We start from the raw sequence: 22,377 nt of genomic DNA, 5'->3' as shown, positions 1-22,377 counted from the left end.
CGTTTAATTTGACTCGACCTATCGCATACTACTCTCAAATGAGTGTCGAGAAGGATGGGATGATATGCGGCGAACGGACTATGTAAAGAAGAATAAGCGCAGAGCACGGTACCGTTTCGCCGGGCTGCTCGCAATTACAGGGGCTACCGCTCTGTTGACTGTGCTTGTCTGCCTAAGAGTATATGCACAAATTGCCGGTCCTCCTTCGTTAAGTGTTCCTGAAGCGTCTATTTTCATGGACCGGAATGATAAGCAACTCGGTGATCGCTTTTCAGGTGAGCGTCGTTATTGGGTCAGCCTTGAAGAAATGTCCCCTTCCCTGATTGACGCGTTCGTCGCTGTGGAGGATAAAAACTTCTACAAGCATAATGGTTTTGACTACAAACGGATTGGCGGCGCGGTACTGAAAGACGTGAAGGCGCGTCGAAAAGTGGAAGGAGCAAGTACAATAACGCAGCAGTACGCGCGGAACTTGTATTTATCCAATGAAAAATCATGGACCCGTAAAGTGAATGAAGCCCTCTATGCGTATCGGATGGAATTATTTTACGATAAAGAAAAGATTTTGGAAGGCTATTTGAATACAGTCTATTTCGGCCATGGAATGTATGGAGTGGAAGCAGCGAGTCGGTACTTTTTCGCAAAATCCGCGAACGAACTGACTTTGGAAGAAGCGGCTACAATCGCAGCGATTCCGAAGGGTCCTTCTATCTATTCGCCCGCTGCAGATTTGGAGAAATCCACGAGTCGCAGAAAGATCGTTTTACGTTTGATGGAAGAACAAGGATTCATATCATCCGAACAGAAAAATCGTGCGGGCGTGCAGGCACTTGCACTGAAAACAGAGGATTGGTCGGGCACTAAAGATGTGGCTCCCTACTTTTTGAATGAGGTATGGCAAGAGGCGGAAAAAATCTTGATCGACAAAGGGCGTTACCCTGCTGAAGGCGGTTGGACCATTAAGACCACTCTCGACTTGAAGCATCAAAAGACGGCTGAAGATGTCATTGCAGACCGGATGCCTAAGAATGAGTTACAGATCGGATTTGTGGCGATGAAACCTGAAACCGGTGAAGTGACAGCAATGGTCGGCGGGCGGAGTTTTGAAGGCAGTCCCTTTAACCGGGTGACTCAGGCAAAGCGGCAGCCCGGCTCGGCGATGAAACCCATTTTGTATGCGGCCGCTTTGGAGGATGGGTTTAATCCTTTAACGTATATCTCCACTGAGAAGACGATTTTCACGTATGATGATGGTCGTTCTTCGTATGAACCGAGCAACGTGAACGGGAAATTCGGGGATCACCCGATTTCTCTTGCACAGGCGGTGGCGGTGTCGGATAACATCTATGCAGTGAAAACACTGGAAGAGATTGGTTATAAAAAGTATAATACGATGGCTGAAAAACTAGGCATCCATGTAAAGTTTCCAGAGTCTCCTGCGGTGGCGCTTGGCACGTCTTCTGTTACGCTGTTTGAAATGACGGGAGCGTATAACCGAATTGCGTCCGGAGGAAAGAAAGTCGAGCCTGTCATGATTCTGTCCATTGAAGATTCTCGAGGGAAACTTGTCTACGAGCATCCCGAACAGACGAAAAAGCGGGCGATGACCGAACAGAACGCGTTTGTACTCACCCATTTGTTAACTGGAATGTTCGACCCTGTTTTTAATGATTATTTGACGTCAACAGGGATTTCAATGCGAGCAAAACAATCTCGGCCCTACGCTGCAAAATCCGGAACAACGATTTCCGATCAATACCTGATTGGCTATTCCCCAACACTGACCGCTGGCATTTGGACGGGTTATGATGTCGGGAAACAACTGGAAAACGCCGTTGATAAATCTGTGTCAAAGCAAATTTGGATTGAATTCATGGAAGGCGCTCACGAGGGCTTAATGTCTGAACCATTTCTTCCGCCAAAAGGTGTGAAAGGCGTGACGGTGGATATCGAAACGGGCGGATTGGCTGTGGAAGGATGCAGCAAGCAGCGGCTCGTTTACATGAAAGAGAAGGATGTCCCAAAGCAGCTGTGCACGGATAAAACGTTACGAGAATCCCGGATGATCGGGTCGAAGAAGGATAAGGAGTTCGAGCTGTTCCCATTTTCATTTTTCGAGTGAGTTTGGAGGCTGGATTGGTGGAACGAGCGGGTTGTGGTCGAGAATGAGCGGGTTGGCGTGCGGAACGAGCGGGTTGCGGCCGGAATTGAGCGGGTTCGCGTGCGGAACGAGCGGGTTGCGGCCGGAATTGAGCGGGTTCGGGCGCGGAACGAGCGGGTTGTGGCCGGAAATGAGCGGGTTCGCGTGCGGAACGAGCGGGTTCGGGCGCGAAATGAGCGGGTTGGGGCCGGAATTGAGCGGGTTCGCGTGCGGAACGAGCGGGTTCGGGCGCGAAATGAGCGGGTTGTGGCCGGAATTGAGCGGGTTCGGGCGCGAAATGAGCGGGTTGTGGACGGAAACGGGCGGGTTCGCGTGCGGAACGAGCGGGTTGTGGCCGGAATTGAGCGGGTTCGTCATTTTTTGAGCAGGAAGTTGCGCATTAGCGCTTTTTAGGCCACAACATTTCCTTACCACAACGAAAAAAGCTTCCAGTCTGTTTGGTCGAACAGGCTGGAAGCTTTTTATGTCGGGCGAACCCGAGTGTCCTAGCTTACAATTGCAAGCTTACTTTAGTTTACTTCGTTTTGGTGTTACATTCAACTACCGAATACGGAATTTAAATGATTTGTCATAATCCTTTATAAATGAGGGGACGATTCACTGAGATCGATGTGAAGTTTCGGTTCACTGTTTTTCCACATGTCTTCGTTATGATCCTTCAAGAAGTCGGCTAGAATTTTTTTCGACTTTTCATCCATATTGTCGACGATGATGCGGCGCTTCATGGATTTATCCATCAAATTCACGTGATCCGCCAAAAGCTTGTAGCCTCGGCGTTTTTCTCGGTTGACGATCATTTCACAAGACGTAACACCCGCGTAGTACGGTCCGTTTTCATTGAAATCAATCGTGACCCAAACGAGCCAGTATAATTTACCGCCTTCAGAGTCTTCGCGGTTAGTTGTGAACTTGATGCCCCGCTCGATATCGCTTTTCGCATGCATCGCGCCTATTTGGATGGAAGCGATTTCTTCTTCTGCGTCGATCATGACGGGTGTGATGTTTTCCAACGATAGTGATCCGATGCCAAATCCTTTATGACCATCCGTCGGGTCATTCTTTATAATGGTGAACCCTAGCTTCTGTTTCGGTTTTTGTTCTTCTGCCATTTCCGCAAACCCCTTTCTTTCTGGTAGTATAACTACTATACCGAATTTACCGGGAAGGTGGAAATTGTATGCCGTATGTAACTGTTAAAATGTTGGAAGGCCGCACAGAAGAACAAAAACGTGCGATGGTCGAAAGAGTGACGGAAGCGGTCATGGAAACAGCGAATGCTCCACGCGAGAACGTCGTAGTGTTCATCGAAGAAATGCCGAAAAACCATTATGCTGTCGGTGGAAAACGATTGAGTGATCAATAAGAAAAACCGGAGGCGCAAGGGATCCCCTTGCGCCTCCGGTTTTTGTAGTGGCATGCATTATGCGACAACACAGGCTGCCATTTCTGCGATAAATGCAAATGCAGCATCCATTTCTTCATCTGAAAAGTTCAATTTGTTCTTGACGATACGTACTTTAGCGATTTGCTCGGAGCGATCTAAATGGTCGAAATAGAGCAAAGTGGAGACGAGTTCCAAGAACCTTGAACTCTGGTCATTCAACTTGCTGATGCATGGGGCAAGGGAGGCTGCCGGAGCGCCTCCGGTTTCCGAAAACTTAAGCCCGTCTTCTGTTGCGTGGTAAGAGTATTGGACATACGATCCTTTGTCTGTGCATGTTTCATCCAAAAAACCCATTTCACACAATTCTTCCACCCGCAGCGTCAGCTCCTCTGAATAGGGGCCGTACATGTGCAATTCGTATTTCTCTACGAAGGGGAACGCCATCTTCTTCAATATGTAGACCATCTTCTGCAGTTTTTTTCTGCCTTTCACTTCATCCGCCAGGGAAATCATCTGAACGATTTTCGCGTGTTCCGCAAGCATTGCGCACGCTCCTTTCTAGCCTCTTACTAGCTGTAAAATTTCCTTATACAGAGGATTGTCCTCTTGTCCTGCTTCTAATATGTCTTCAGGGAAATAGATTTTGTGGTCCGTACGCCGCTTGCCGGAAATGGCATCTACGATATCGGATGACCGGGACAGTTCGCTCAACTCCCCGTTCGGAAGTTGTAAATAGATCGGAACGCGTTCGTTTTCTTCTCCAGGTCGATAAAAATCATATGGCAAATCGGAAGAAGAGTCCGTAACTAAATAATATTCGGGATCAATTCCCGCTTCTTTGAACAATGCATCGAGTTGACCGATTTTGCGATATTCCTTAGCAGGATCGAACTCGGCATATTGAAATAACTTACGATTAATGAATCGACGACATAAGTCAGATAGGATCGGGTCTTGCTCTTTCATCCATAACTGGAAATAAGTGAATAGGACACCTTCGTCCAAAGAAATATAGTCTTCGAGCGTAATGGTTTTATCGAAAAAAGACCGGAATGGTTCGGGGTCTTGTTGGAATGAATAGCTATTCTTATATAGCGACTTTGCGCGATGCAAAATCTTGATGAGAATCACTTCTGCACTACGGGAGACGGGGTGGAAATAGACTTGCCAGTACATCTGGTAGCGGCTCATGATGTAATCTTCGACCGCGTGCATGCCGCTGGACTTGATGACGACTTGTTCTTCGGCTGGACGCATGACGCGCAAAATCCGCTCCATGTCAAAGTGTCCATATTGAACGCCTGTGTAATAGGCATCCCGCTGCAAATAATCCATCCGATCCGCATCGATTTGGCTGGAGATCAAACTGATGACCAGCTTGTCCTTGTAGGTTTTACCGATGACATCGGCTACACGCTGCGGGAATTCCGGACTGACGCGGCTTAGCACTGCATTCACTTCCGTGTCCCCTAACAAAATGGCTTGAGTGAATTTCTCGTGGTCCAAGTCGAATACTTTTTCGAACGCGTGAGAAAACGGCCCGTGACCGAGGTCGTGCAGGAGTGCTGCGCATAATGCCACCAGCCGTTCATCCTCATTCCACTCCGGACGCCCTCCGAAACCATTGTCGATGATGCGACGGACAATTTCATAGACACCGAGCGAGTGTTGAAAACGACTATGCTCCGCTCCATGGAAGACGAGATACGTTGTGCCGAGCTGCCGGATTCTGCGCAGCCGCTGAAATTCCCGCGTGCCGATGACATCCCAGATAACACGGTCTCTCACGTGAATATAACGGTGTACAGGGTCTTTGAACACCTTTTCTTCTGCCAGTTTCTCATGCTCGTACGACATAGCGCACCTCCGTTCAACGTTTATCTAGTATACCAAAAATCAGCAAGTCCGACAGCTGCAAATGGCACATTCAAAAAAAGAAGAAAGTATCAATCTTTTGTTCTGTATAAAAATCTTACGGGCTGTCCATGCTGTCAGTAGAAAGAGAGAACGAATTATGGGAGGCATTGGAGATGGTTAAAATTAGACAAGATGCATGGTTGGAAGAAAATGATACACTACTGGCAGAAACGGTACTACGACACGTTCGTGAAGGAAGCACACAGTTAAGTGCATTTGAAGAAGTTGGAGATGCGTTGAATCGGACAGCAGCGGCATGTGGTTTTCGTTGGAACGCTGTGGTTCGACAAGATTATGAGAAAGAGCTCGCCCAAGCGAAGAAGGAACGCAAGCAAGCATTGCGAGTGCTAGGTTCAGACTTCAAACGCCGTGCGACCCCTCTTTTTTCCGTGCAAACCAATGAGGAAGAACAGCGCGCAGCATCAGTTCCACTGTCTGCCCTATCCATGGATACAGTCATTGCATTCTTAATTCGCATGCACCATTCAGGCGGTGTAAACAATGATACGCTTCGCTGGCAGCAAACCGCAAAAACCGCACAAGCCCGTGTTAATGAACTTGAAAAGACGATAGAGCGTTTGAAGAAAGATAACAAGACAATCCGGGAAGATTACGAGCAATTCGTTGAAATTATGAACCGAGCGCGCCGTCTGGTTACGTTGAATGAAGAAGGAGAACATACCGCTCCCACATTCAAAATGGAACAGAACGGAAATTTAATCTCAAAAGAACCGCCTATTCATTAAAATAGGCGGTTCTTTTTTTCATGTTGCTGTTAAACTGGAACGATCATTTTGGCATTACGTTCGACGACGCGATTCAAGTAATACGTATAGAGTTCCATTTCCTCATCACGGAAACCGCCGGATTGGACGCTATCAGCAAGGAGATGGAGCTGTTGTTGTACTCGCAAATTGACTTCCTGTACAGTAAGCGGCTGATCGAGCAATTCAGATAATGAAGCCATCGTTTCCGGATGAATGACAGGATAGGTGAATTTCGTCATCTCCCCTCCGAGTCCAGTTTCGTATAGCTCTTTGACGAGCGCTGCCCGCTCACTCCCACTGCCTTCGATGCATAAGTAGACTTGGACGGCGACGCCTTGTCTCAATCGACGCTGGGAAATGCCCGCAAACTTCTTTCCATCAATGCTGAGATCATAGCTTCCTGGACAATATGACCCTACGATTTCATAAGCCTCGATACGCTCTCCCGCTTCCGGGAACAGCATGCGGATAAATTCCAGCATGACATCGTATCCGACAGAGATATCGATTGACCCGTTGCGCTCGGAAAGTACGATGGAAATGTTGAGTACTCCGCTGTCGAGTACGACTGCAAGGCCTCCCGAATTTCGGACAATTGTCTTGTATCCTGCTTCATGGATAGCTGGTAATGCCCGTTCCAGGTGAGGGAGCCGGTGATCTTGAACACCGAGTACGATTGTATTATCATGCACCCAAGTACGGACTGTCGGGGCGCTTTGTTGTTGGCCGACTAGCTGGCAAAGGGTATCGTCCGCTGCGAACGATTCCAGTGCAGATCGACTTTTAGCCGAAAGGGATTCATCTATATAACGCCATGTCGGGATGGATACATACGATTCGATTGCTGTCATGAATAGACTCCTATATGTGAATGTTTTAGTTTGGATTAGTCTCAGTTTACACTACAATCCATTCCTCTTCCACTCGCTTCGGCATGTCGAATTCGTGAAATCCGATGTCTTGGCTGAATTGACGTTGTCCGTTATGGTACACTGGGAAAAGAACGGCTGCCTCGGGGATTTTTCTCCGTCCACCCGTACGAATCTCAATTTAAAGGAGTTCGATTTCTCATGATTGAAGCAGCACAAACTCTGGATGGCTGGTATGTATTACACGACTTCCGTACGATGGACTGGACCTCTTGGAAACTTATTTCCAAAGAAGAGCGCCAGCACGCGGTTGACGAGTTCGTCACGTTTCTGGACAAGCTGAACGTAGCGGATGAAAACAAAACAGGCAGCCATGCATTTTATACAATTGTCGGTCAGAAAGCCGATTTCATGCTCATGACATTGCGTCCAACGATGGATGAATTGCAGCAGCTTGAAGCGGAATTCAATAAGCTCACGATCGCAGACTTCACTCTTCCTGCGTATTCGTACGTATCCGTAGTAGAACTCTCCAACTACTTAGCAGGTGGGGATTCGGATGAAGACCCATACCAGAATCCGTACGTTCGCGGTCGGTTGTACCCTGAACTTCCACGCAGCCAGTATGTTTGCTTCTATCCAATGGATAAGAAGCGCGAAGGCGACGTCAACTGGTACATGCTCGATATGGATGTCCGGAAAGAGATGATGCGCAGCCACGGCTTGATCGGACGCAGCTATGCTGGCAAAGTGAAGCAAATCATCTCAGGTTCTGTCGGGTTCGACGACCACGAATGGGGCGTTACGCTATTCGCAGACGACGTACTTCAATTCAAGAAATTAATCTACGAAATGCGTTTTGACGAAGTGAGCGCGCGATACAGCGAGTTCGGGGAGTTCTTCGTAGGAACGATTTTGCAAGATGCTACACGCGCCGATTTCTTCGCGGTGTGAAGGTGATTTGTTATACGAGCCGCCCATGGGAGTGTTCCTGGGGCGGCTTTTTTGTGGTTTTATGAGCAAGGCCGGTTCCGTTATGATCATTTTTCTTTGTTTATGAGCGGGGCCGGCCCGGTTATGATCACTTTTCTTCGTTTATGAGCGGGGCCGGCCCAGTTATGATCACTTTTCTCCGTTTATGAGCGGGGCCGGCCCGGTTATGATCACTTTTCTTTGTTTATGAGCGGGACCTACCCGGCTATGATCACTTTTCTTTGTTTATGAGCGGGACCTACCCGGTTATGATCATTTTTCTTTGTTTATGAGCGGGGCCGGCCCGGTTATGATCACTTTCACTCATCTATATTCCCATTATAAGTGGAGCTCTACGACAGAAAACGCTTCGCAAGGCGAAGCGCAGCCAATCAATCTTGGTTTTACTTGGCAAGAGTATACGTGGTCGCTTTACGTGTTCCAACTTTTCGCAGCAGCGAACTGGACAGCAGTCGTTTTGCAGTATGCCGGCAAGTCAATCCAGTGAATCTACAATATTCGCGATTCGTCAGCGACTTACCGACGAGCATGAAATACTCTTTAATCGCATGCTCATAAGGTGCTCGACCCTTATGCCCGCAAAGTGGACAGCTCCACGTGTTTTCTTTGCGAACAATCGCATGGTCATTTGGGCAATCGGGGCAGAGGACCCCCATCTTTAATTCATTTGGATGAATTCCGTATCGGGCAGCAAGTGGAAACGGGTCATATTCTTGGTGATCTGTCAGGAATATATGTGCAAGGTGTTGGATATCTTGTTTGGATAGTGTCGGGGATTCAATCGATAATTCTCTAAAAAAAGCAGGCGCTTCGTAATTCGGCAGAATCGGCATAGCTGGCGGTTCTTCGATGAGGATTTCGTTGTTGTGCGCAAACGTGATCAGGCCCGTAACAGGTAGATGAACGTCCCGCGCGCGTAACCAACTGGTCAAAAAGTGGATTTTGCGTTCGACTTCAGCAATTGGATTTCTAAAGACTGTGCGAGAACCGCTTTGCAACTCTTTTAGAAATTGTGTCGGGTTCGCTTTGACGATGATTTTATCCGCGATATTTTTGACTTCCGTTATGACGACGCGGTCTGGTGCTATGAATAGGGAATCGATTTGAAAGTACACTCCGTTTTGCTGAAGGCTGAGGTCATGCAAGATTGCATGGGGAAAATCAGTATGGACTTCTTTCATGCATCGGTCATACTCTTGCTCCCCTCCAAATCCGGCACGGGCTTTGTACAATTCATCCTGGATGAATCGATACTTCTCGTGTGTTGGCGATAGTCTCCTTGCGAGGGATTCCAATCCTTGTAACTGCATGGATTTTGTTCGTTGTTTAAAGAGCATGGGCAACCTTCCTTTCATTTTCATTGAGTGTAGCTTGTTTCCTGATTGATTGGAATGGCTTTTGCCAAGATAGCATTTTGGACTGTTTTAAGGTGTCAAACTTGAGGTTTGGGGTATCTATTTTCTCCTATTCAGAGCACTCCTGTTTCCCAAAAATAGCTTGTGAACCATTGGCAGGGCTTGATTTGTTGGCGCTTCGCTTATTTTGGGAAGCGTCAGATGGAATAGCGTCAATTCACGAGAACAGAGTGATTCTCCATAAGGTTCTCTAGTGATTTACGAGCATTTCTGGAGAATTATCAGCGTTTTTTAGAGTTTATGAGCACTTTCCATGGTTTATGAGCGTTTCCCGGAGTTTATGATCACTTTCCGTGGTTTATGAGCGTTTCCTGGAGTTTATGAGCATTTTCCGTGGTTTATGAGCGTTTCCCGGAGTTTATGAGCACTTTCCATGGTTTATGAGCGTTTCCAAGAGTTTATGAGCACTTCTCATGATTTATGAGCGTTTCCCCATGTTTATGAGCACTCTTCATGGTTTATGAGCGTTTCCCCATGTTTATGAGCACTTTCCATGGGTTATGAGCGCTTGCCGGAGTTTATGAGCACTTTCCGTGATTTATGAGCGCTCTCCCATTTTTATGAGCATTCCCCGATTTTTATGATCACTTCTACAAATCATCATTACTTCAAGATGATTGGTATGTTTGGGCCGTGCCGTTCATAGGATACGTGTGAGGGGGTTGTCGTGTGGCGGTAATTAAGACGACAGATAAACAAATTGATTTGCTTGCGCGGTTGATGCGCGCGGAAGCGGAAGGCGATGGCCAGCTCGGAATGCTGTTGGTCGGCAATGTGGGCGTCAATCGGGTTCGCTCGGACTGCCTCGATTTCACGGAGATTCGCGACTTAGAGGACATGGTGTTCCAACGACCCGGCGGTTTTGAAGCGACAACGAAAGGCTACTTTTACCAACGCGCCCGTGAAGTCGATCGCAAATTGGCAAGACGTGCGGTGAACGGGGAACGTTTCACACCTGCTGAAAGATCACTCTGGTTTTTCATGCCTGCTGGAGATTGCCCAGAGCAATGGTACGGACAATACAACACGGGCCGCTACAAATCACACTGTTTCTTCTCGCCAACCGAACAAGATTGCCCAAATATTTAACTTTGAAAGGATGACAGAATGGTTCAATATCAATGGACACCTAACTATCAGCAACCGCAATATCAGTATCCCCAGCAACAGCAGACCGTTCCCCCGCAAGTCACTATTCCGAGCGGACGTCCGCCAGCGGGTGCATTTCGTGAGGAATCATACATCGAGAATATTTTACGGTTAAACCGAGGTAAGGTCGGGACGTTCCACTTTTCATTTGAAAACGCGATGGAAGCAGGCACGAACGTGAAAGCAGTAACCGGCATGGTAGAAGCAGCTGGCCGTGATCATGTCATCCTATCTGAACAAGCGACCGGCAAACGTTTTCTCTTCCCTATGATTTACTTCGACTATGCAGAGTTCAACGAAGAACTCAATTACTTCCCACAACGGCCATAACCAAAAACACCTGCAACGACTCTACTATAGAGACGTTGCAGGTGTTTTCATTTCATTAGTTTCCAAACTTCACGGCTGCCACAATCAGCATAATCCACCCGGCGATGAATGCAACGCCACCAATCGGTGTAATGGCACCAAGGATTCCGATCCCCGATAAGCTTAATATATACAGACTTCCTGAGAAAATGATGATCCCAGCTAACATGAGATATCCTGCCCATGATAGAGCGGTCGATGAGCCGAAAAGTGCCGGACTCATCAGAATTCCGATTGCGAGCAGTGCGATTGCATGGAACATTTGATAGTGCACAGCTTTCTCCCAAACATCCAAGTAATGTGCAGATAATCTGTCAGCTAGTGCATGCGCGCCAAACGCTCCGAGCGCAACAGCAATCGCTCCGTTCACTGCACCTGCAATAATGAAAAATGGCATGTGTTATCCCTCTTTCCGATTAGTTTTACATTAGAAATCAAACAGCGAGTCGCCATTTGCATCCTCTTCGTTTAAAACTTTGCCTTCTAGACCAGATTGCATAGGAGTGGTGAATGTCTCGTTCGCGGGTGACATTCCGAGTGGAGACTCATCCTGGACTGGACTATTCCCCTTCAACTCAACGTCGCGGGATGGCGTCTTCTCGCCAAGTATCAAACCGCATAGCGACTGCATCGCAGCAATCGATTCACGCATCGCGGCTTCATCGGAAGTCGTTTTCGCATTCGTCAGTTGACGTTGCAATTCTTCCAGAATACGATTTGTTGAAATCATGCGCCACCGCTTCCTTTCTTCGGTTCAAACTTCATGCATTCCAATCCTGAGGAACGCAGAACCACTGCAGAAGGCAGCTCGCGCGTTTTAAATCCATACGCTTTGCAACCACGGGGATGTTTCTGATCCCAGGTTACGTAGAAATGACGGCATTGAAAACAATTCACAGCCATGACAGCGGCCACCTCCTCCGGTAGTATTCCATTCATTTTCTACAATTCTGTCTTGCACCAATCGATTTCGGAGTTCCCCCACGAAGCAAGCTGTTCGTTCGTCTTCGAAAAAGGACGCGACCCGAAGAATCCTCGATTTGCACTGAGCGGACTTGGGTGCACTGACTCAATGGTAACATGCTTTGTCAAATCGATGAGTCGCTTTTTCTCCTGCGCAGGCCTCCCCCAGAGGATGAACACAATCGGCTCGTCGCGGTCCGACAGCTTCCTGATCACTTCATCAGTGAACGCTTCCCACCCTTGCTTACGATGAGAATGGGCCTCCCCCTCCCGGACAGTCAATACAGTGTTCATCAGAAGCACGCCTTGCTCCGCCCATCCTAGCAAGGAACCCGATTTAGGGATCGAACAGCCGATATCGCTAGCAAGTTCTTTAAAAATGTTGCGCAAACTAGGTGGTATTTTGACACCGGGTTGGACCGAGAAACTTAAGCCATGTGCTTGGCCTTTTCCGTGGTAGGGATCTTGTCCCAAAATAACCACTTTCACCGATTCATAGGGGGTACGCTTAAATGCGTTCCATATATTATCCATCCCCGGATAGACGATATGCTCTCCATATTCCTTCTTCAAAAACTCACGCAACTGCGCATAGGATGGGGTTTCAAATGCGTCTTGAAGCACTGCATCCCACTGACTTCCGAATTGTGGTTTCAACTCGATCACTCCTCAAACTGGATTGTCACGTCGTATCCCGCTAGTGAAAACATTTCACGGAGTGTTTGTTCCGCATTTTTTTCGGCAGTTTCCAATACACCTTGACCTGCGCTTTCTTCGCGGATCAATCTCTTCGCTTCTTCTGCAAGCTCATACGCCTCTTCGATGTCGGCTTTATTACGGAATACCCCTTCGAACGAGTACACTTCAACTTGGTCAAAAAAGATTTCGGCGCCCCCAAGGAATTCAGGTTTCGGCAACGTGAGTGTCGCGGTTTTTTTCCCCTCATTGATGTCCAGGTCTTTCTTGCTTAATGTCGATAAATCCACGCCTGCTTTGATAGCTCCGGGGATTACGACGAGCAGCTGCCGCTGTGTCCCTGGGAGGTTCAGTCCGATACTTTGTCCGAACAGCTGGTTATCTTGACGTTCAATAATGACTTTCGTATAGGCTTCCGCCGTCGCCATTTCATTCAAGTCCTGGATTTGTTCTAAGAAACTTGTTTTCTGTTCGGTGAATGTGCTGCCTTGCTTCAATAGATAGAAAGCGACAAACGGCAGTGAAGCGACAAGGAGAATGACAATCAATGCAATGATGAGAAACGATTTGCGCCATAGCGAGAAGAAAAGTGTGAGAATGTGCCATAGACTTCTGCGCTTCTTTTTCGGACGGGCGAATGCTTCATCCACCGTGACCGCACTTTCTTTGTCCGAGGCTTTCAACTCTTTCAATAATTTCTCGATTTCTTCCAGTTTCCGCTCGTCATTCGAGTTGTTCTCGTTCTTCATCTCAGTCCTCCCTTCCAGCAGCGATTCCAGCTATTGGTCTATCTTTTTAGTCCATGCAATACGGCCTTAATCATTACGTACAGTTTGCAGTAAAGTTCCTGTGCAGACAAGCAATCCGGCATGGTATGATGGCGCGAAGGAGGGATTGCCTTGTCCAACGTTCCGATCCGTGAAAAAGTAAGGCGTATTGCAGAAGCCGCAAAAGATGGAGAATCGTATTCTGAGTCCTCAAAAAGTGCAGGAATGCTTTTCTTTTATAGCATCTTCGGCATCGCTATGTTGTTTCTCATTGCGCTAACAATCGGTCTCGCACAAAGTGGCCACTATATAGGAAGTGGAATTTGCCTCGTCGCGGGAGGGGGGCTAGGGTTCATCCTCCTCAAGCTGGCACGCGCATAATTCGAGCAATTTGTATTTACTTTTCTGTTTGAGTACACTTAAGTATACCCTATTCGTAAAGGAGTCCTCTACAATGACGTTGAAAAAGACTTTGACAATTGCAGGATCAGATACATCCGGCGGTGCCGGCATTCAGGCTGACCTCAAAACCTTCCAGGAACACGGTACATATGGAATGACGGCTTTGACAGTAGTCGTCACAATGGACCCGGTCAAGCATTGGAGCCATAATGTCTACTCCCTTCCGATCGATGTCATTAAATCGCAAATCAAAACTGCGCTTTCCACTGGCATCGATGCCATTAAAACAGGCATGTTAAGCACAGAGGAAGTCATTCAGACTGCAGGGGAAGCGATTGCAGAATCCGAGCTTTCACACGTCGTGATCGACCCCGTCATGGTTTGCAAAGGGGAGGATGAAGTCTTGAACCCCGGCACCGTCGATGCAATGATTGAATACTTGCTTCCGCGTGCTGAAATCGTGACGCCGAACTTATTTGAAGCGGGTCAGCTTGCTGGCATGAAAACTCCCGGGACAATCGAGCAGATGAAAGCGGCAGCTGAGAAGATCCATTCCCTCGGCGCACGCAATGTCGTCATTAAAGGCGGCAAGCAGCTGCAGCACGATAAAGCAGCAGACTTGTTCTACGATGGAAAAACCCATCTTTTGTTGGAATCTGAAAAAACGGATACCCACTATAACCACGGCGCTGGCTGTACGTTTGCCGCAGCGATTACAGCGAACCTAGCAAATGGGCAAGATATTAAAGAGGCAGTGATCGAAGCGAAAGAATTCGTTGCGGCTGCTATAGCGAACGGCTGGAAATTGAACGAGTATGTAGGACCTGTCATGCACGGTGCGAAAAACCGTTTTGGCGGATCTGAAATCACGACAACTGAAGTGTAATATTTCCAAGCACAGGGGGACATGTCCTTCTGTGCTTTTTGTTGCTGAAACGGCATAATCGCAATTGCTTCTCTTTCCGGATATAATTGAAGGCAGAGTAAAAATACAGCCAGAGGAGGAAGACATGTGGAACTTGTACAACGAGATCAGCTTCAACGCCTGATCGATTCCTTTGCGGGCAAAGATGTCTACATTCATTTGGAGACGACAAACGGCTCCTATGCTGCGCATTTTCAAGAAGGTTTCTTTAACGCAGGTGCGTTCATCCGCAATATTGTTGTAAATTTTGAACTCGGAAAAGTGGCGGGCGACTCCCCTCACCGAATCGGATTGAAACTGCCTTCAGGGTGGATTTACGCACAAGGGATTACACACTGCGAATTGGACGAACACGGACGTCTGCTAATGGCAGGACTAGGGCCGGATGGCAAATTGGCCGTTGCCTTAGAAATTAGCGAAACTCCGTTCACGTACTAATAAAAGGAGGTCCAATAGAGATGGAAAAAGAACGTCATGTATTAGTCATTTTCCCACACCCGGATGATGAAGCATTCGGTGTTTCAGGAACAATTTCAACTTATATCGAAATGGGCGTCCCTGTGACATACGCTTGCTTGACACTCGGTGAAATGGGACGCAATCTTGGAAATCCTCCATTTGCCAACCGCGAAACGTTACCGATGATCCGTAAGAAAGAGTTGCAGGCATCTGCAGACGCTATGGGACTAACGGATCTACGGATGATGGGTCTGCGCGATAAGACGGTAGAGTTCGAGGATGATGAAAAAATGGTGAAGCTCGTTGCAGATTTAATCGACGAACTGAATCCTTCCCTGATGATTTCGTTCTATCCAGGATTATCTGTTCACCCGGATCACGATGCTACTGGACGCGCTGTAGTCGAAGCGATTAGCAGAATGGCAGAATCTGAGCGTCCGAAATTGTACACGATTGCGTTCGATAACAAGACAGTTGAGCAAATCGGGCACCCCGATGTCCACCATGATGTGTCAGGTGTGACTGAGAAAAAGCTGGGAGCCATGAATGCCCATGCGTCTCAAACCGTCTGGATGATGGAAGATATGCAAAAACGTCTGGACGCGCAGGAACCTGATGCGTTAAGATGGTTAAAGACAGAACATTTCTACACATATTCCTTTAAGTAAGGAAACCGCTTTCAAACGCGGTCACACCCGGATTGCTAGTTTTCAACTACTGAATCCGGGTATACATATAGGGCTTTGGAGAAAATTTCTTGTTTACTTTTCGATATTCATTCATTAATATGAATAAATATACATAGTATGCATTACTAATTAAGAAGGAGCTCATTCATGAAAAAAGCGTCTTTATCCAACTGGCTATTGTTTTTAGTTCCATCTATTATCGGAGTCATCCTCTTCATGATTCCACTGAAGATCGGCGACAGCTGGAAAGTCCCGATTGCGTTTCTGGCAGACAAACTAGCTGGTTTTGTAGAACCTGCAATGCCATTTGCCGCAATGGTGCTCATTATCATTTCCGCCGTAGGTTCCGTAATCTTCCTATTCATCCGTAATGATGAAGACTCGAAGACTCCATTCGTTCAAACGTTGTTCAAAGTGACGCCGTTCTGGACATTGACGCGCGTAGTCGGTGCAGTTTTCGCAGTAATGGTCACGTACAAAATCGGTCCTGAAGCGATTTGGAGTGAAAACACAGGCGGATTGTTACTGTCACCCGATGGCCTGGTTTCGTTCCTATATACCATTTTCCTATTCGCTGGTTTGTTCTTGCCGTTATTATTGAATTTTGGATTGCTTGAGTTCTTCGGAACGATGATGGTGAAAATCATGCGTCCGTTGTTCAAGCTTCCGGGGCGATCCTCCATTGACGCTTTGACGTCTTGGGTGGGAGATGGGACAATTGGTGTCCTGTTGACAAGCAAGCAATATGAGGATGGCCATTATACGAAACGGGAAGCAGCTGTTATTGCAACGACGTTCTCAATCGTTTCGATTACATTCTCTATTGTCATCATCACTACTGTCGGTCTTGAAAACTATTTCGTACCGTTTTACGCAACAGTTGGATTGATCGGACTCGTTCTCGGTTTGATCATGCCTAGAATTTATCCTCTTTCGAAGAAACCGGATGAATTCATCGATGGCTCTCCGCAGACAGGAACTGAAGAAAGCTTGCCTGAAGGATACAATGTCGTTTCTCATGGACTTGAAAATGCGCTCGCGACTGCGGATAAAAACCGTTCTCCAGGTAAAATGGTGAATGAAGGGTTCCGCAACGTTCTAGACATGTGGATCGGTGTAGCACCGATTGTTATGGCGTTCGGTACGATTGCGACAATGCTCGCAGAGTACACAAGTATTTTCACGATTCTTGGAAAGCCATTCGTTCCGTATTTGAATCTTCTCGGAATTCCACAAGCGGCTGAAGCCGGTTCCCTGATGGTTGTCGGAATTACAGATATGTTCTTGCCTGCTCTTCTCGCAGAAGGTATGATTTCTGATCCGATTACACTATTCACCGTGGCGACCATTTCCGTCATTCAGCTCATTTACTTGTCAGAAGTCGGAGGATTGATTCTCGGCACGAAGATTCCGGTCAACATCTGGGATTTAATTGTGATTTTCTTACTTCGTACGATCATCGCGCTGCCAATCGTAGCAGGCGTTGCACACTTGTTATTTTAATGGAAATTAGAAACTCCGCCACGCGGCTAGATAGCTGCGTGGCGGAGTTTGTCGTTTTAGGGGAGTGCTTGGTTGCTCGCGAGATTGGATGATGGGCGGCTGGGGTTTTCTTCCGCGGGAGATGATTAGCTGGTGTTATGGGCGCTTTTTCTGGGTTATGAGCATTTTTCGCGATTTATGAGCGTTTCCTCACGGTTATGATCACTTTCCGTGATTTATGAGCGTTTCCCATCGGGTATGATCACTTTACTCGATTTATGAGCGCTTTTCCATCGGGTATGATCACTTTTCGCGATTTATGAGCGTTTCCCATTGGTTATGATCACTTCACTCGATTTATGAGCGTTTTCTCACGGTTATGATCACTTTCCATGATTTATGAGCGTTTCCCATCGCTTATGATCACTTTTCGCGATTTATGAGCGTTTCCCATCGGGTATGATCACTTTACTCAATTTATGAACGCTTTCCCCTCATAGCAAAAAAACCCGCATGCCAGTAAAAACTGGCACACGGGGAGTCATTTTTCAGGCATTCACTTTTTCGCGAATCTTTTCCAGCATATCCGCGACCATTGTATCGAGATCATAGGTGGCTTTGAAACCCCATTCTGCTTCTGCGACAGAGATATCGAGAGAGTTTGGCCAGCTGTCTGCGATCGATTGGCGAACCGGATCGACGTCGTAGCTGATTTCGAACGTTGGAATGTGTTTTTTGATAGCAGCTGCGAGTTCAGATGGTTCGAAGCTCATCGCCGTTACGTTGAATGCATTGCGATGTTTCAAGTTCGCGGCATCCGTTTCCATCAAATCCACAATCGCTTGGAGCGCATCTGGCATATACATCATATCCATGTAAGTGCCTTCTGCGATGAATGACGTATACTTGCCTTCTTCTACAGCTTTGTAGAAGATATCCACCGCGTAATCTGTCGTTCCTCCACCTGGTTGCGCCACGTATGAAATAAGTCCAGGGAACCGGACACCACGTGTATCAACGCCGAATTTTTGATAATAATAATCACATAGCAATTCACCCGCAACTTTGTTGACACCATACATCGTTGTAGGACGCTGGAACGTATCCTGGGGGGTGTTGTCTTTCGGTGTGGAAGGTCCGAATGAGCCGATTGAGCTTGGTGTGAAAAACTGAAGGTCGAGTTCACGTGCTGTCTCCAGCGCATTCACCAGGCCGCCCATGTTCAAGTTCCATGCGAGCATCGGGCTTTCTTCCGCCTTGGCAGAAAGCAATGCCGCCATGTGCATAAGCGTGTCTGCCCCGAATTCTCTTGCAAGTTGAGTCATTTTTTCCCCGTCTGTGACGTCAAGAATTGCGAATGGCCCATCCATTTCTGTTTGTGGCTCACGAATATCTGTTGCCAGTACGTTTTCCGTTCCATATTCAGCCCGTAGTTTGGTAATCAGTTCAGAACCGATTTGACCGAGTGCACCAGTCACCATAATCTTCTTCATCATGTATTCCCCCTATGAATGATTGTCTTTTTGGAGAGGACAGTTGGTATTCATCAAATAAAATAACATGTTTCAACAGCTGAAACTGATTATAAACTGTTCTGCTGAAAAACACAATTCTCCGACTGACGATCCCTCTCGTTATCGGAATTGTATGTTATGCTAGAAGTAACGGGAGGGTATGCAGCTTGAAAGATAATCCATTTCTCGTCGGCGGAGTATCCCGCTGGCTGTTACTATTTGGCGGCGGAATTCTCCTCACCGTCGTGCTGTTATTTTTGAATATTCCTTTTTGGGCAGTATTCGTCATTGTCATGATTGTATATTTGGCAGCCACATTGGGATGGCCAGTCTATATTATTTACGTTACGAAAGATATGAAAAAGATCGATACTTTTCTAACGAAGAATCGTTCCAATGCTATTTTCGCTTATGGCTATGCAATCGCTCATGAGTCTGATGGAATGATTATCGAAACGATTGAAACTATTTTGCAAACTTATAAACAACCTAAAGTGCAAGCCATTTATGGTGCAAATCTTGCAGTTTGGCAACAAGATGCGGATGCCCTCCATCGAATCGCCATCCATTTACCTACAGCCGATTATGTGAATTATTATACGGCCAGTGCACTTTTGATGGAAGGGAATATGGAACGAGCTCAAACTCTCCAAACCTCAATTAAAAAGCCTTGGATGAAACATGCGCTTCAAGCTAGTATTGCCAAGCAGTCGGGTGATCAAACCGCCTATCGACGGGAAGTGGAATTGGCCACCTCCCATGCAAGTGGAGTTCAATATTATGTATTGGTTTCTCTGTTCCAGCGCGAAGACCAAGTATCTCCCATTATCCAATAGGAGGGATTGCGATGATTTATGAAGAAGAGACTTACGTAGAGCTGCATGACGGTCGTAAAGGACTTATCGTACTTGTCCGATCTGATGAACGCACCCAATATGATATCGAACTTGCAAATGGTGAATTGACGACTGTGTATCATCAAGAAGTTGCGCGGCCTGTTGACATGCCAACGAAATAAAAGCAGTCTGGAAAGGATAACTCCCTTTCCAGACTGTTTTTTTGATTTTTATGCAATTTCCATTATTGAATAACGCCGAGCTCTTTACCGACTTTTTCATAAATCTTAAGTGCTTCGTCAAGCATTTCTTTCGTGTGGGCTGCAGTTGGCATGTTGCGGACGCGGCCTGTCCCTTTTGGTACGGTCGGGAATACGATCGATTTTGCATAGACGCCTTCTTCGGCAAGCCGTTTCGAGAATTGCTGGGTCAGTTTCTCTTCGCCAATAATACATGGGGTAATCGGTGTTTCGGAATTCCCGATATTGAAGCCGAGTTTCTTCAAGCCCGCTTTCAAATAGTCTCCGTTCTCCCAAAGCTTGTCGTGCAGTTCAGTGGACGCACTGATTTTATCGAGTGCCCCCATAATTGCTGCAACGTCACCAGGTGGCACTGCTGTAGAGAACAAGAACGGACGAGAACGGACTTTCAACCAGTCGATCAGCTTTTGTGATCCGGCTACATAACCGCCAACGACGCCCACTGCTTTTGAAAGGGTTCCCATCTGCATGTCGATTTCTTTTTCAAGACCGAAATGCTTCACTGTTCCCTTCCCTTTTCCTGTAACGCCTGAACCATGTGCATCATCTACGTATGTGATGAGGTCGAATTCTTTCGCGACTTCAACAGCACCTGGGAGGTTTGCGATATCCCCATCCATCGAGAATACGCCATCCGTAATGTACATGACTTTTCCGTACAATCCGGATTCTGTCGCTTCTTTTGCTTTCGCACGCAAATCGTCCATGTCTTGGTGTTTCACACGGATAATTTTTGCGCCTGATAGACGGCAGCCGTCGATGATCGAGGCATGGTTCAATTCATCCGACAAAATCGCATCGTTTTTGTTCATGACTGCAGAAATTGCGGCCATGTTGCAATTGAATCCGGATTGGAATGAAATCGCAGCTTCCGTCCCCTTGAATTCAGCGAGTTTTTTCTCAAGTTCGATATGGATGTCGAGTGTACCATTGATGGTACGTACAGCTCCTGCACCGACACCGTATTTATTCACAGCTGCAATATTCAGCTTTTTCAAGTCTTCGTCTGTCGCAAGACCTAAATAGTTGTTCGATGATAAGTTAATGAGGTCGTTGCCTTTAATTTTAATGATCGGGCCATTCGGACCTTCGACCGGCTCAATTTCGTTATAGAGACCTTGGTCACGAAGTTCTTGCAAGTTCTCGTCTAGAAATGCATTCAATATGTTAGACAAACTCATCTTCCTTTCAGACACGTAATGCTCTTAGTGTAGCATATTTGTGCCCTTCCCCCTAACTGAAGTGTGTTAAGGTACGATGAGTTTTGTCAGCAGTTCTGCTTTTTCATGGAACGCTTTCAAATCCAGCGCACTGTCCATCCCCGCGTCTATTTGGCTTGCCAAGCGCGCATAAGATTGCATATACCCTGCCGCATTTGCAATTGTTTCTTTGTAGCGTGTGCGGATGCCATCGATTTCCTGCTCCGCCTTTTCGCTCGGCGCACACATCTCAACGAGGTCCAGGATTTCATCGCCTTCTCGTTCTGCCTCATAGACGTGGGGCTCCGTTGCATCGAAGATACAAACGGAAAGCTCAGGAAATTGGACAAGATCGATACTTCCCGTATCTAACCCGCACCAGCCATACAGCACATCTATGCCGCGTTTTTCCGCTTCCTCTCCAAGTGCTTTCATCATCGTGGACTTGCCGGTTCCTGGCAGGGCTTTGATTAACAGTCTCCGCTTTACGGATTTGGTGATGGATGGGATGAAATCATGCGCACCTTTTGAAGATAATGAGCCAATGATGCGATGGGAAACGGCGGCACTTTTGTGTAAATCCAGTGAGCCGAATAATTCATTTGCAAGCGATTGGGTTTTCGTCTCGTGTGCTGCCCAATCCATGCGACGGATGTTGACGGTTTCCCATTCGTCATGAATCGCTTTCGCTTCAGAGAGTGAGGCAAGTGCTTTTTCCAAGTAAGTGGCCGCCTCTTCGAGATGCCCCGCAATTTGTGGGTTGTTTTCACGTAATTTGGTTTCATCATAGACATCATAAAAACTGACGACGCGGTGTTTGCCACCAAGGTCTGTCGGTTCGAGTGGAATTGGATAGGAAGCTGAAACGTAAAAGAGCTCGGGCCCCTTGACGTAAATCCCATCTGTTTTTTCGATATGCAAGGGACTCCGGAAACGATCTACATCGTATCCTCGTTTTACATAAAAGACCGCAAGCTCATTCAAAATGCTGGATAACGCAAAGGTAGGAGGTGATTTTATGAAGACTGTCGTCGCAGCTTGTTGGATGAGATGCTCGTACTTATGAGTCAGTCCCCCTCCTGTATAGGCCGTTCCCATCGATTCTGTTAATTTTCCGTTCATCGTGACCAGTCCTTTCTGATGTTCTTCAGAACAGCTTAT

27 protein-coding genes are annotated in these 22,377 nt (G+C 47.0%); 14 read left to right on the top strand and 13 right to left on the bottom strand.

From position 1 onward, the window contains the following. Nucleotides 1-64: 64 nt before the first annotated feature. Both ABE021_RS14570 and ABE021_RS14565 read left to right on the top strand, forming a co-directional pair. Nucleotides 65-2,122, top strand: a complete 2,058-nt coding sequence (locus ABE021_RS14570) for a transglycosylase domain-containing protein (RefSeq protein ID WP_430289649.1) — start codon at nt 65-67, stop codon at nt 2,120-2,122. Nucleotides 2,123-2,165: 43 nt separating this feature from the next. Then, nucleotides 2,166-2,525, top strand: coding sequence for a hypothetical protein (locus ABE021_RS14565; protein WP_430289647.1), 360 nt, complete (start codon nt 2,166-2,168; stop codon nt 2,523-2,525). 214 nt (nt 2,526-2,739) lie between these two features. Here the strand turns inward: ABE021_RS14565 and ABE021_RS14560 are convergent, their stop codons facing one another. Next, entirely contained in the window at nt 2,740-3,270 is a 531-nt protein-coding gene (locus ABE021_RS14560; protein WP_430289645.1) for a YwhD family protein, read from the bottom strand. A 68-nt stretch (nt 3,271-3,338) separates the two neighbouring features. On the opposite strand from ABE021_RS14560, the gene ABE021_RS14555 reads away from it, so the two are divergent. Next, entirely contained in the window at nt 3,339-3,524 is a 186-nt protein-coding gene (locus tag ABE021_RS14555) for a 2-hydroxymuconate tautomerase (protein ID WP_430289642.1), read from the top strand. Between the two features lie 57 nt (nt 3,525-3,581). Here the strand turns inward: ABE021_RS14555 and ABE021_RS14550 are convergent, their stop codons facing one another. Together ABE021_RS14550 and ABE021_RS14545 are read right to left on the bottom strand one after the other, a co-directional pair. Next, nucleotides 3,582-4,088 carry a YwgA family protein gene (locus ABE021_RS14550; protein WP_430289641.1) on the bottom strand — a complete coding sequence of 169 codons (507 nt, stop codon included), beginning with the start codon at nt 4,086-4,088 and terminating at the stop codon, nt 3,582-3,584. A gap of 15 nt (nt 4,089-4,103) precedes the next feature. After that, nucleotides 4,104-5,402: an HD domain-containing protein gene (locus ABE021_RS14545; RefSeq protein WP_430289639.1), complete on the bottom strand. Its 1,299-nt coding sequence runs from the start codon at nt 5,400-5,402 to the stop codon at nt 4,104-4,106. A 173-nt stretch (nt 5,403-5,575) separates the two neighbouring features. On the opposite strand from ABE021_RS14545, the gene ABE021_RS14540 reads away from it, so the two are divergent. Continuing rightward, on the top strand, nt 5,576-6,208 hold the full coding sequence (locus tag ABE021_RS14540; protein ID WP_430289638.1) for an RsfA family transcriptional regulator: 633 nt from the start codon (nt 5,576-5,578) through the stop codon (nt 6,206-6,208). 29 nt (nt 6,209-6,237) lie between these two features. Here ABE021_RS14540 and ABE021_RS14535 read toward each other — a convergent pair whose 3' ends face one another. After that, nucleotides 6,238-7,080 carry a lipoate--protein ligase family protein gene (locus tag ABE021_RS14535; RefSeq protein ID WP_430289635.1) on the bottom strand — a complete coding sequence of 281 codons (843 nt, stop codon included), beginning with the start codon at nt 7,078-7,080 and terminating at the stop codon, nt 6,238-6,240. Nucleotides 7,081-7,299: 219 nt separating this feature from the next. Here ABE021_RS14535 and hemQ point away from each other — a divergent pair, with 219 nt between their 5' ends. Further along, on the top strand, nt 7,300-8,052 hold the full coding sequence (gene hemQ, locus ABE021_RS14530) for a hydrogen peroxide-dependent heme synthase (RefSeq protein ID WP_430289633.1): 753 nt from the start codon (nt 7,300-7,302) through the stop codon (nt 8,050-8,052). Between the two features lie 422 nt (nt 8,053-8,474). Here hemQ and ABE021_RS14525 read toward each other — a convergent pair whose 3' ends face one another. Beyond that, nucleotides 8,475-9,428: a nuclease-related domain-containing protein gene (locus ABE021_RS14525; RefSeq protein WP_430289632.1), complete on the bottom strand. Its 954-nt coding sequence runs from the start codon at nt 9,426-9,428 to the stop codon at nt 8,475-8,477. A 747-nt stretch (nt 9,429-10,175) separates the two neighbouring features. Here ABE021_RS14525 and ABE021_RS14520 point away from each other — a divergent pair. After that, entirely contained in the window at nt 10,176-10,595 is a 420-nt protein-coding gene (locus ABE021_RS14520; RefSeq protein WP_430289630.1) for a cell wall hydrolase, read from the top strand. Nucleotides 10,596-10,613: 18 nt separating this feature from the next. Beyond that, nucleotides 10,614-10,985: a spore coat protein GerQ gene (gerQ, locus tag ABE021_RS14515; RefSeq protein WP_191691208.1), complete on the top strand. Its 372-nt coding sequence runs from the start codon at nt 10,614-10,616 to the stop codon at nt 10,983-10,985. Nucleotides 10,986-11,040: 55 nt separating this feature from the next. Here gerQ and ABE021_RS14510 read toward each other — a convergent pair whose 3' ends face one another. From ABE021_RS14510 to ABE021_RS14490, 5 genes are read right to left on the bottom strand one after another with little or no spacing between them, the layout of a single operon-like run. Beyond that, nucleotides 11,041-11,421, bottom strand: a complete 381-nt coding sequence (locus tag ABE021_RS14510; RefSeq protein WP_430289629.1) for a DUF423 domain-containing protein — start codon at nt 11,419-11,421, stop codon at nt 11,041-11,043. 30 nt (nt 11,422-11,451) lie between these two features. Then, nucleotides 11,452-11,754 (bottom strand): YwdI family protein, encoded by a 303-nt coding sequence (locus ABE021_RS14505; RefSeq protein WP_430289628.1) that lies wholly within the window; start codon nt 11,752-11,754, stop codon nt 11,452-11,454. Beyond that, nucleotides 11,751-11,927 carry a uracil-DNA glycosylase gene (locus ABE021_RS14500; RefSeq protein WP_191690034.1) on the bottom strand — a complete coding sequence of 59 codons (177 nt, stop codon included), beginning with the start codon at nt 11,925-11,927 and terminating at the stop codon, nt 11,751-11,753. The genes ABE021_RS14505 and ABE021_RS14500 overlap by 4 nt, the downstream gene beginning before the upstream one ends. A 39-nt stretch (nt 11,928-11,966) precedes the next feature. Further along, entirely contained in the window at nt 11,967-12,650 is a 684-nt protein-coding gene (locus tag ABE021_RS14495) for a uracil-DNA glycosylase (protein ID WP_430289695.1), read from the bottom strand. Continuing rightward, nucleotides 12,650-13,432: a DUF4230 domain-containing protein gene (locus ABE021_RS14490; protein WP_430289627.1), complete on the bottom strand. Its 783-nt coding sequence runs from the start codon at nt 13,430-13,432 to the stop codon at nt 12,650-12,652. The genes ABE021_RS14495 and ABE021_RS14490 overlap by 1 nt, the downstream gene beginning before the upstream one ends. A 150-nt stretch (nt 13,433-13,582) precedes the next feature. On the opposite strand from ABE021_RS14490, the gene ABE021_RS14485 reads away from it, so the two are divergent. The 5 genes from ABE021_RS14485 to ABE021_RS14465 all read left to right on the top strand — a co-directional run bounded on the left by ABE021_RS14485 (nt 13,583) and on the right by ABE021_RS14465 (nt 17,428). After that, on the top strand, nt 13,583-13,831 hold the full coding sequence (locus ABE021_RS14485; RefSeq protein ID WP_430289626.1) for a hypothetical protein: 249 nt from the start codon (nt 13,583-13,585) through the stop codon (nt 13,829-13,831). A gap of 73 nt (nt 13,832-13,904) precedes the next feature. Then, nucleotides 13,905-14,738, top strand: coding sequence for a bifunctional hydroxymethylpyrimidine kinase/phosphomethylpyrimidine kinase (gene thiD, locus ABE021_RS14480; protein WP_430289624.1), 834 nt, complete (start codon nt 13,905-13,907; stop codon nt 14,736-14,738). Between the two features lie 126 nt (nt 14,739-14,864). Continuing rightward, complete coding sequence (locus tag ABE021_RS14475; protein ID WP_430289621.1) at nt 14,865-15,215, top strand: YojF family protein; 351 nt, start codon at nt 14,865-14,867, stop codon at nt 15,213-15,215. 20 nt (nt 15,216-15,235) lie between these two features. Next, complete coding sequence (gene bshB2, locus ABE021_RS14470) at nt 15,236-15,904, top strand: bacillithiol biosynthesis deacetylase BshB2 (protein WP_430289620.1); 669 nt, start codon at nt 15,236-15,238, stop codon at nt 15,902-15,904. 168 nt (nt 15,905-16,072) lie between these two features. Beyond that, on the top strand, nt 16,073-17,428 hold the full coding sequence (locus ABE021_RS14465) for a YjiH family protein (protein WP_430289618.1): 1,356 nt from the start codon (nt 16,073-16,075) through the stop codon (nt 17,426-17,428). 527 nt (nt 17,429-17,955) lie between these two features. Here ABE021_RS14465 and ABE021_RS14460 read toward each other — a convergent pair. After that, complete coding sequence (locus tag ABE021_RS14460; protein WP_430289616.1) at nt 17,956-18,900, bottom strand: L-threonine 3-dehydrogenase; 945 nt, start codon at nt 18,898-18,900, stop codon at nt 17,956-17,958. A gap of 188 nt (nt 18,901-19,088) precedes the next feature. Between ABE021_RS14460 and ABE021_RS14455 the strand changes: the two genes are divergently transcribed. Both ABE021_RS14455 and ABE021_RS14450 read left to right on the top strand, forming a co-directional pair. Further along, complete coding sequence (locus ABE021_RS14455; protein ID WP_430289614.1) at nt 19,089-19,757, top strand: hypothetical protein; 669 nt, start codon at nt 19,089-19,091, stop codon at nt 19,755-19,757. A gap of 11 nt (nt 19,758-19,768) precedes the next feature. Then, nucleotides 19,769-19,939 carry a hypothetical protein gene (locus ABE021_RS14450; RefSeq protein ID WP_430289612.1) on the top strand — a complete coding sequence of 57 codons (171 nt, stop codon included), beginning with the start codon at nt 19,769-19,771 and terminating at the stop codon, nt 19,937-19,939. A gap of 62 nt (nt 19,940-20,001) precedes the next feature. Here the strand turns inward: ABE021_RS14450 and ABE021_RS14445 are convergent, their stop codons facing one another. Both ABE021_RS14445 and ABE021_RS14440 read right to left on the bottom strand, forming a co-directional pair. Continuing rightward, a complete protein-coding gene (locus ABE021_RS14445; protein WP_430289609.1) occupies nt 20,002-21,192 on the bottom strand; it encodes a glycine C-acetyltransferase in 1,191 nt (396 codons plus the stop codon). A gap of 72 nt (nt 21,193-21,264) precedes the next feature. Beyond that, nucleotides 21,265-22,338, bottom strand: a complete 1,074-nt coding sequence (locus ABE021_RS14440) for a hypothetical protein (protein ID WP_430289608.1) — start codon at nt 22,336-22,338, stop codon at nt 21,265-21,267. Nucleotides 22,339-22,377 lie beyond the last annotated feature (39 nt).

This window comes from Sporosarcina gallistercoris (assembly GCF_050459885.1).
Lineage (GTDB): Bacteria > Bacillota > Bacilli > Bacillales_A > Planococcaceae > Sporosarcina > Sporosarcina gallistercoris_A.
The sequence above is the reverse complement of the archived record's forward strand: the minus strand, read 5'-3'. Positions and strand labels throughout refer to the sequence as shown.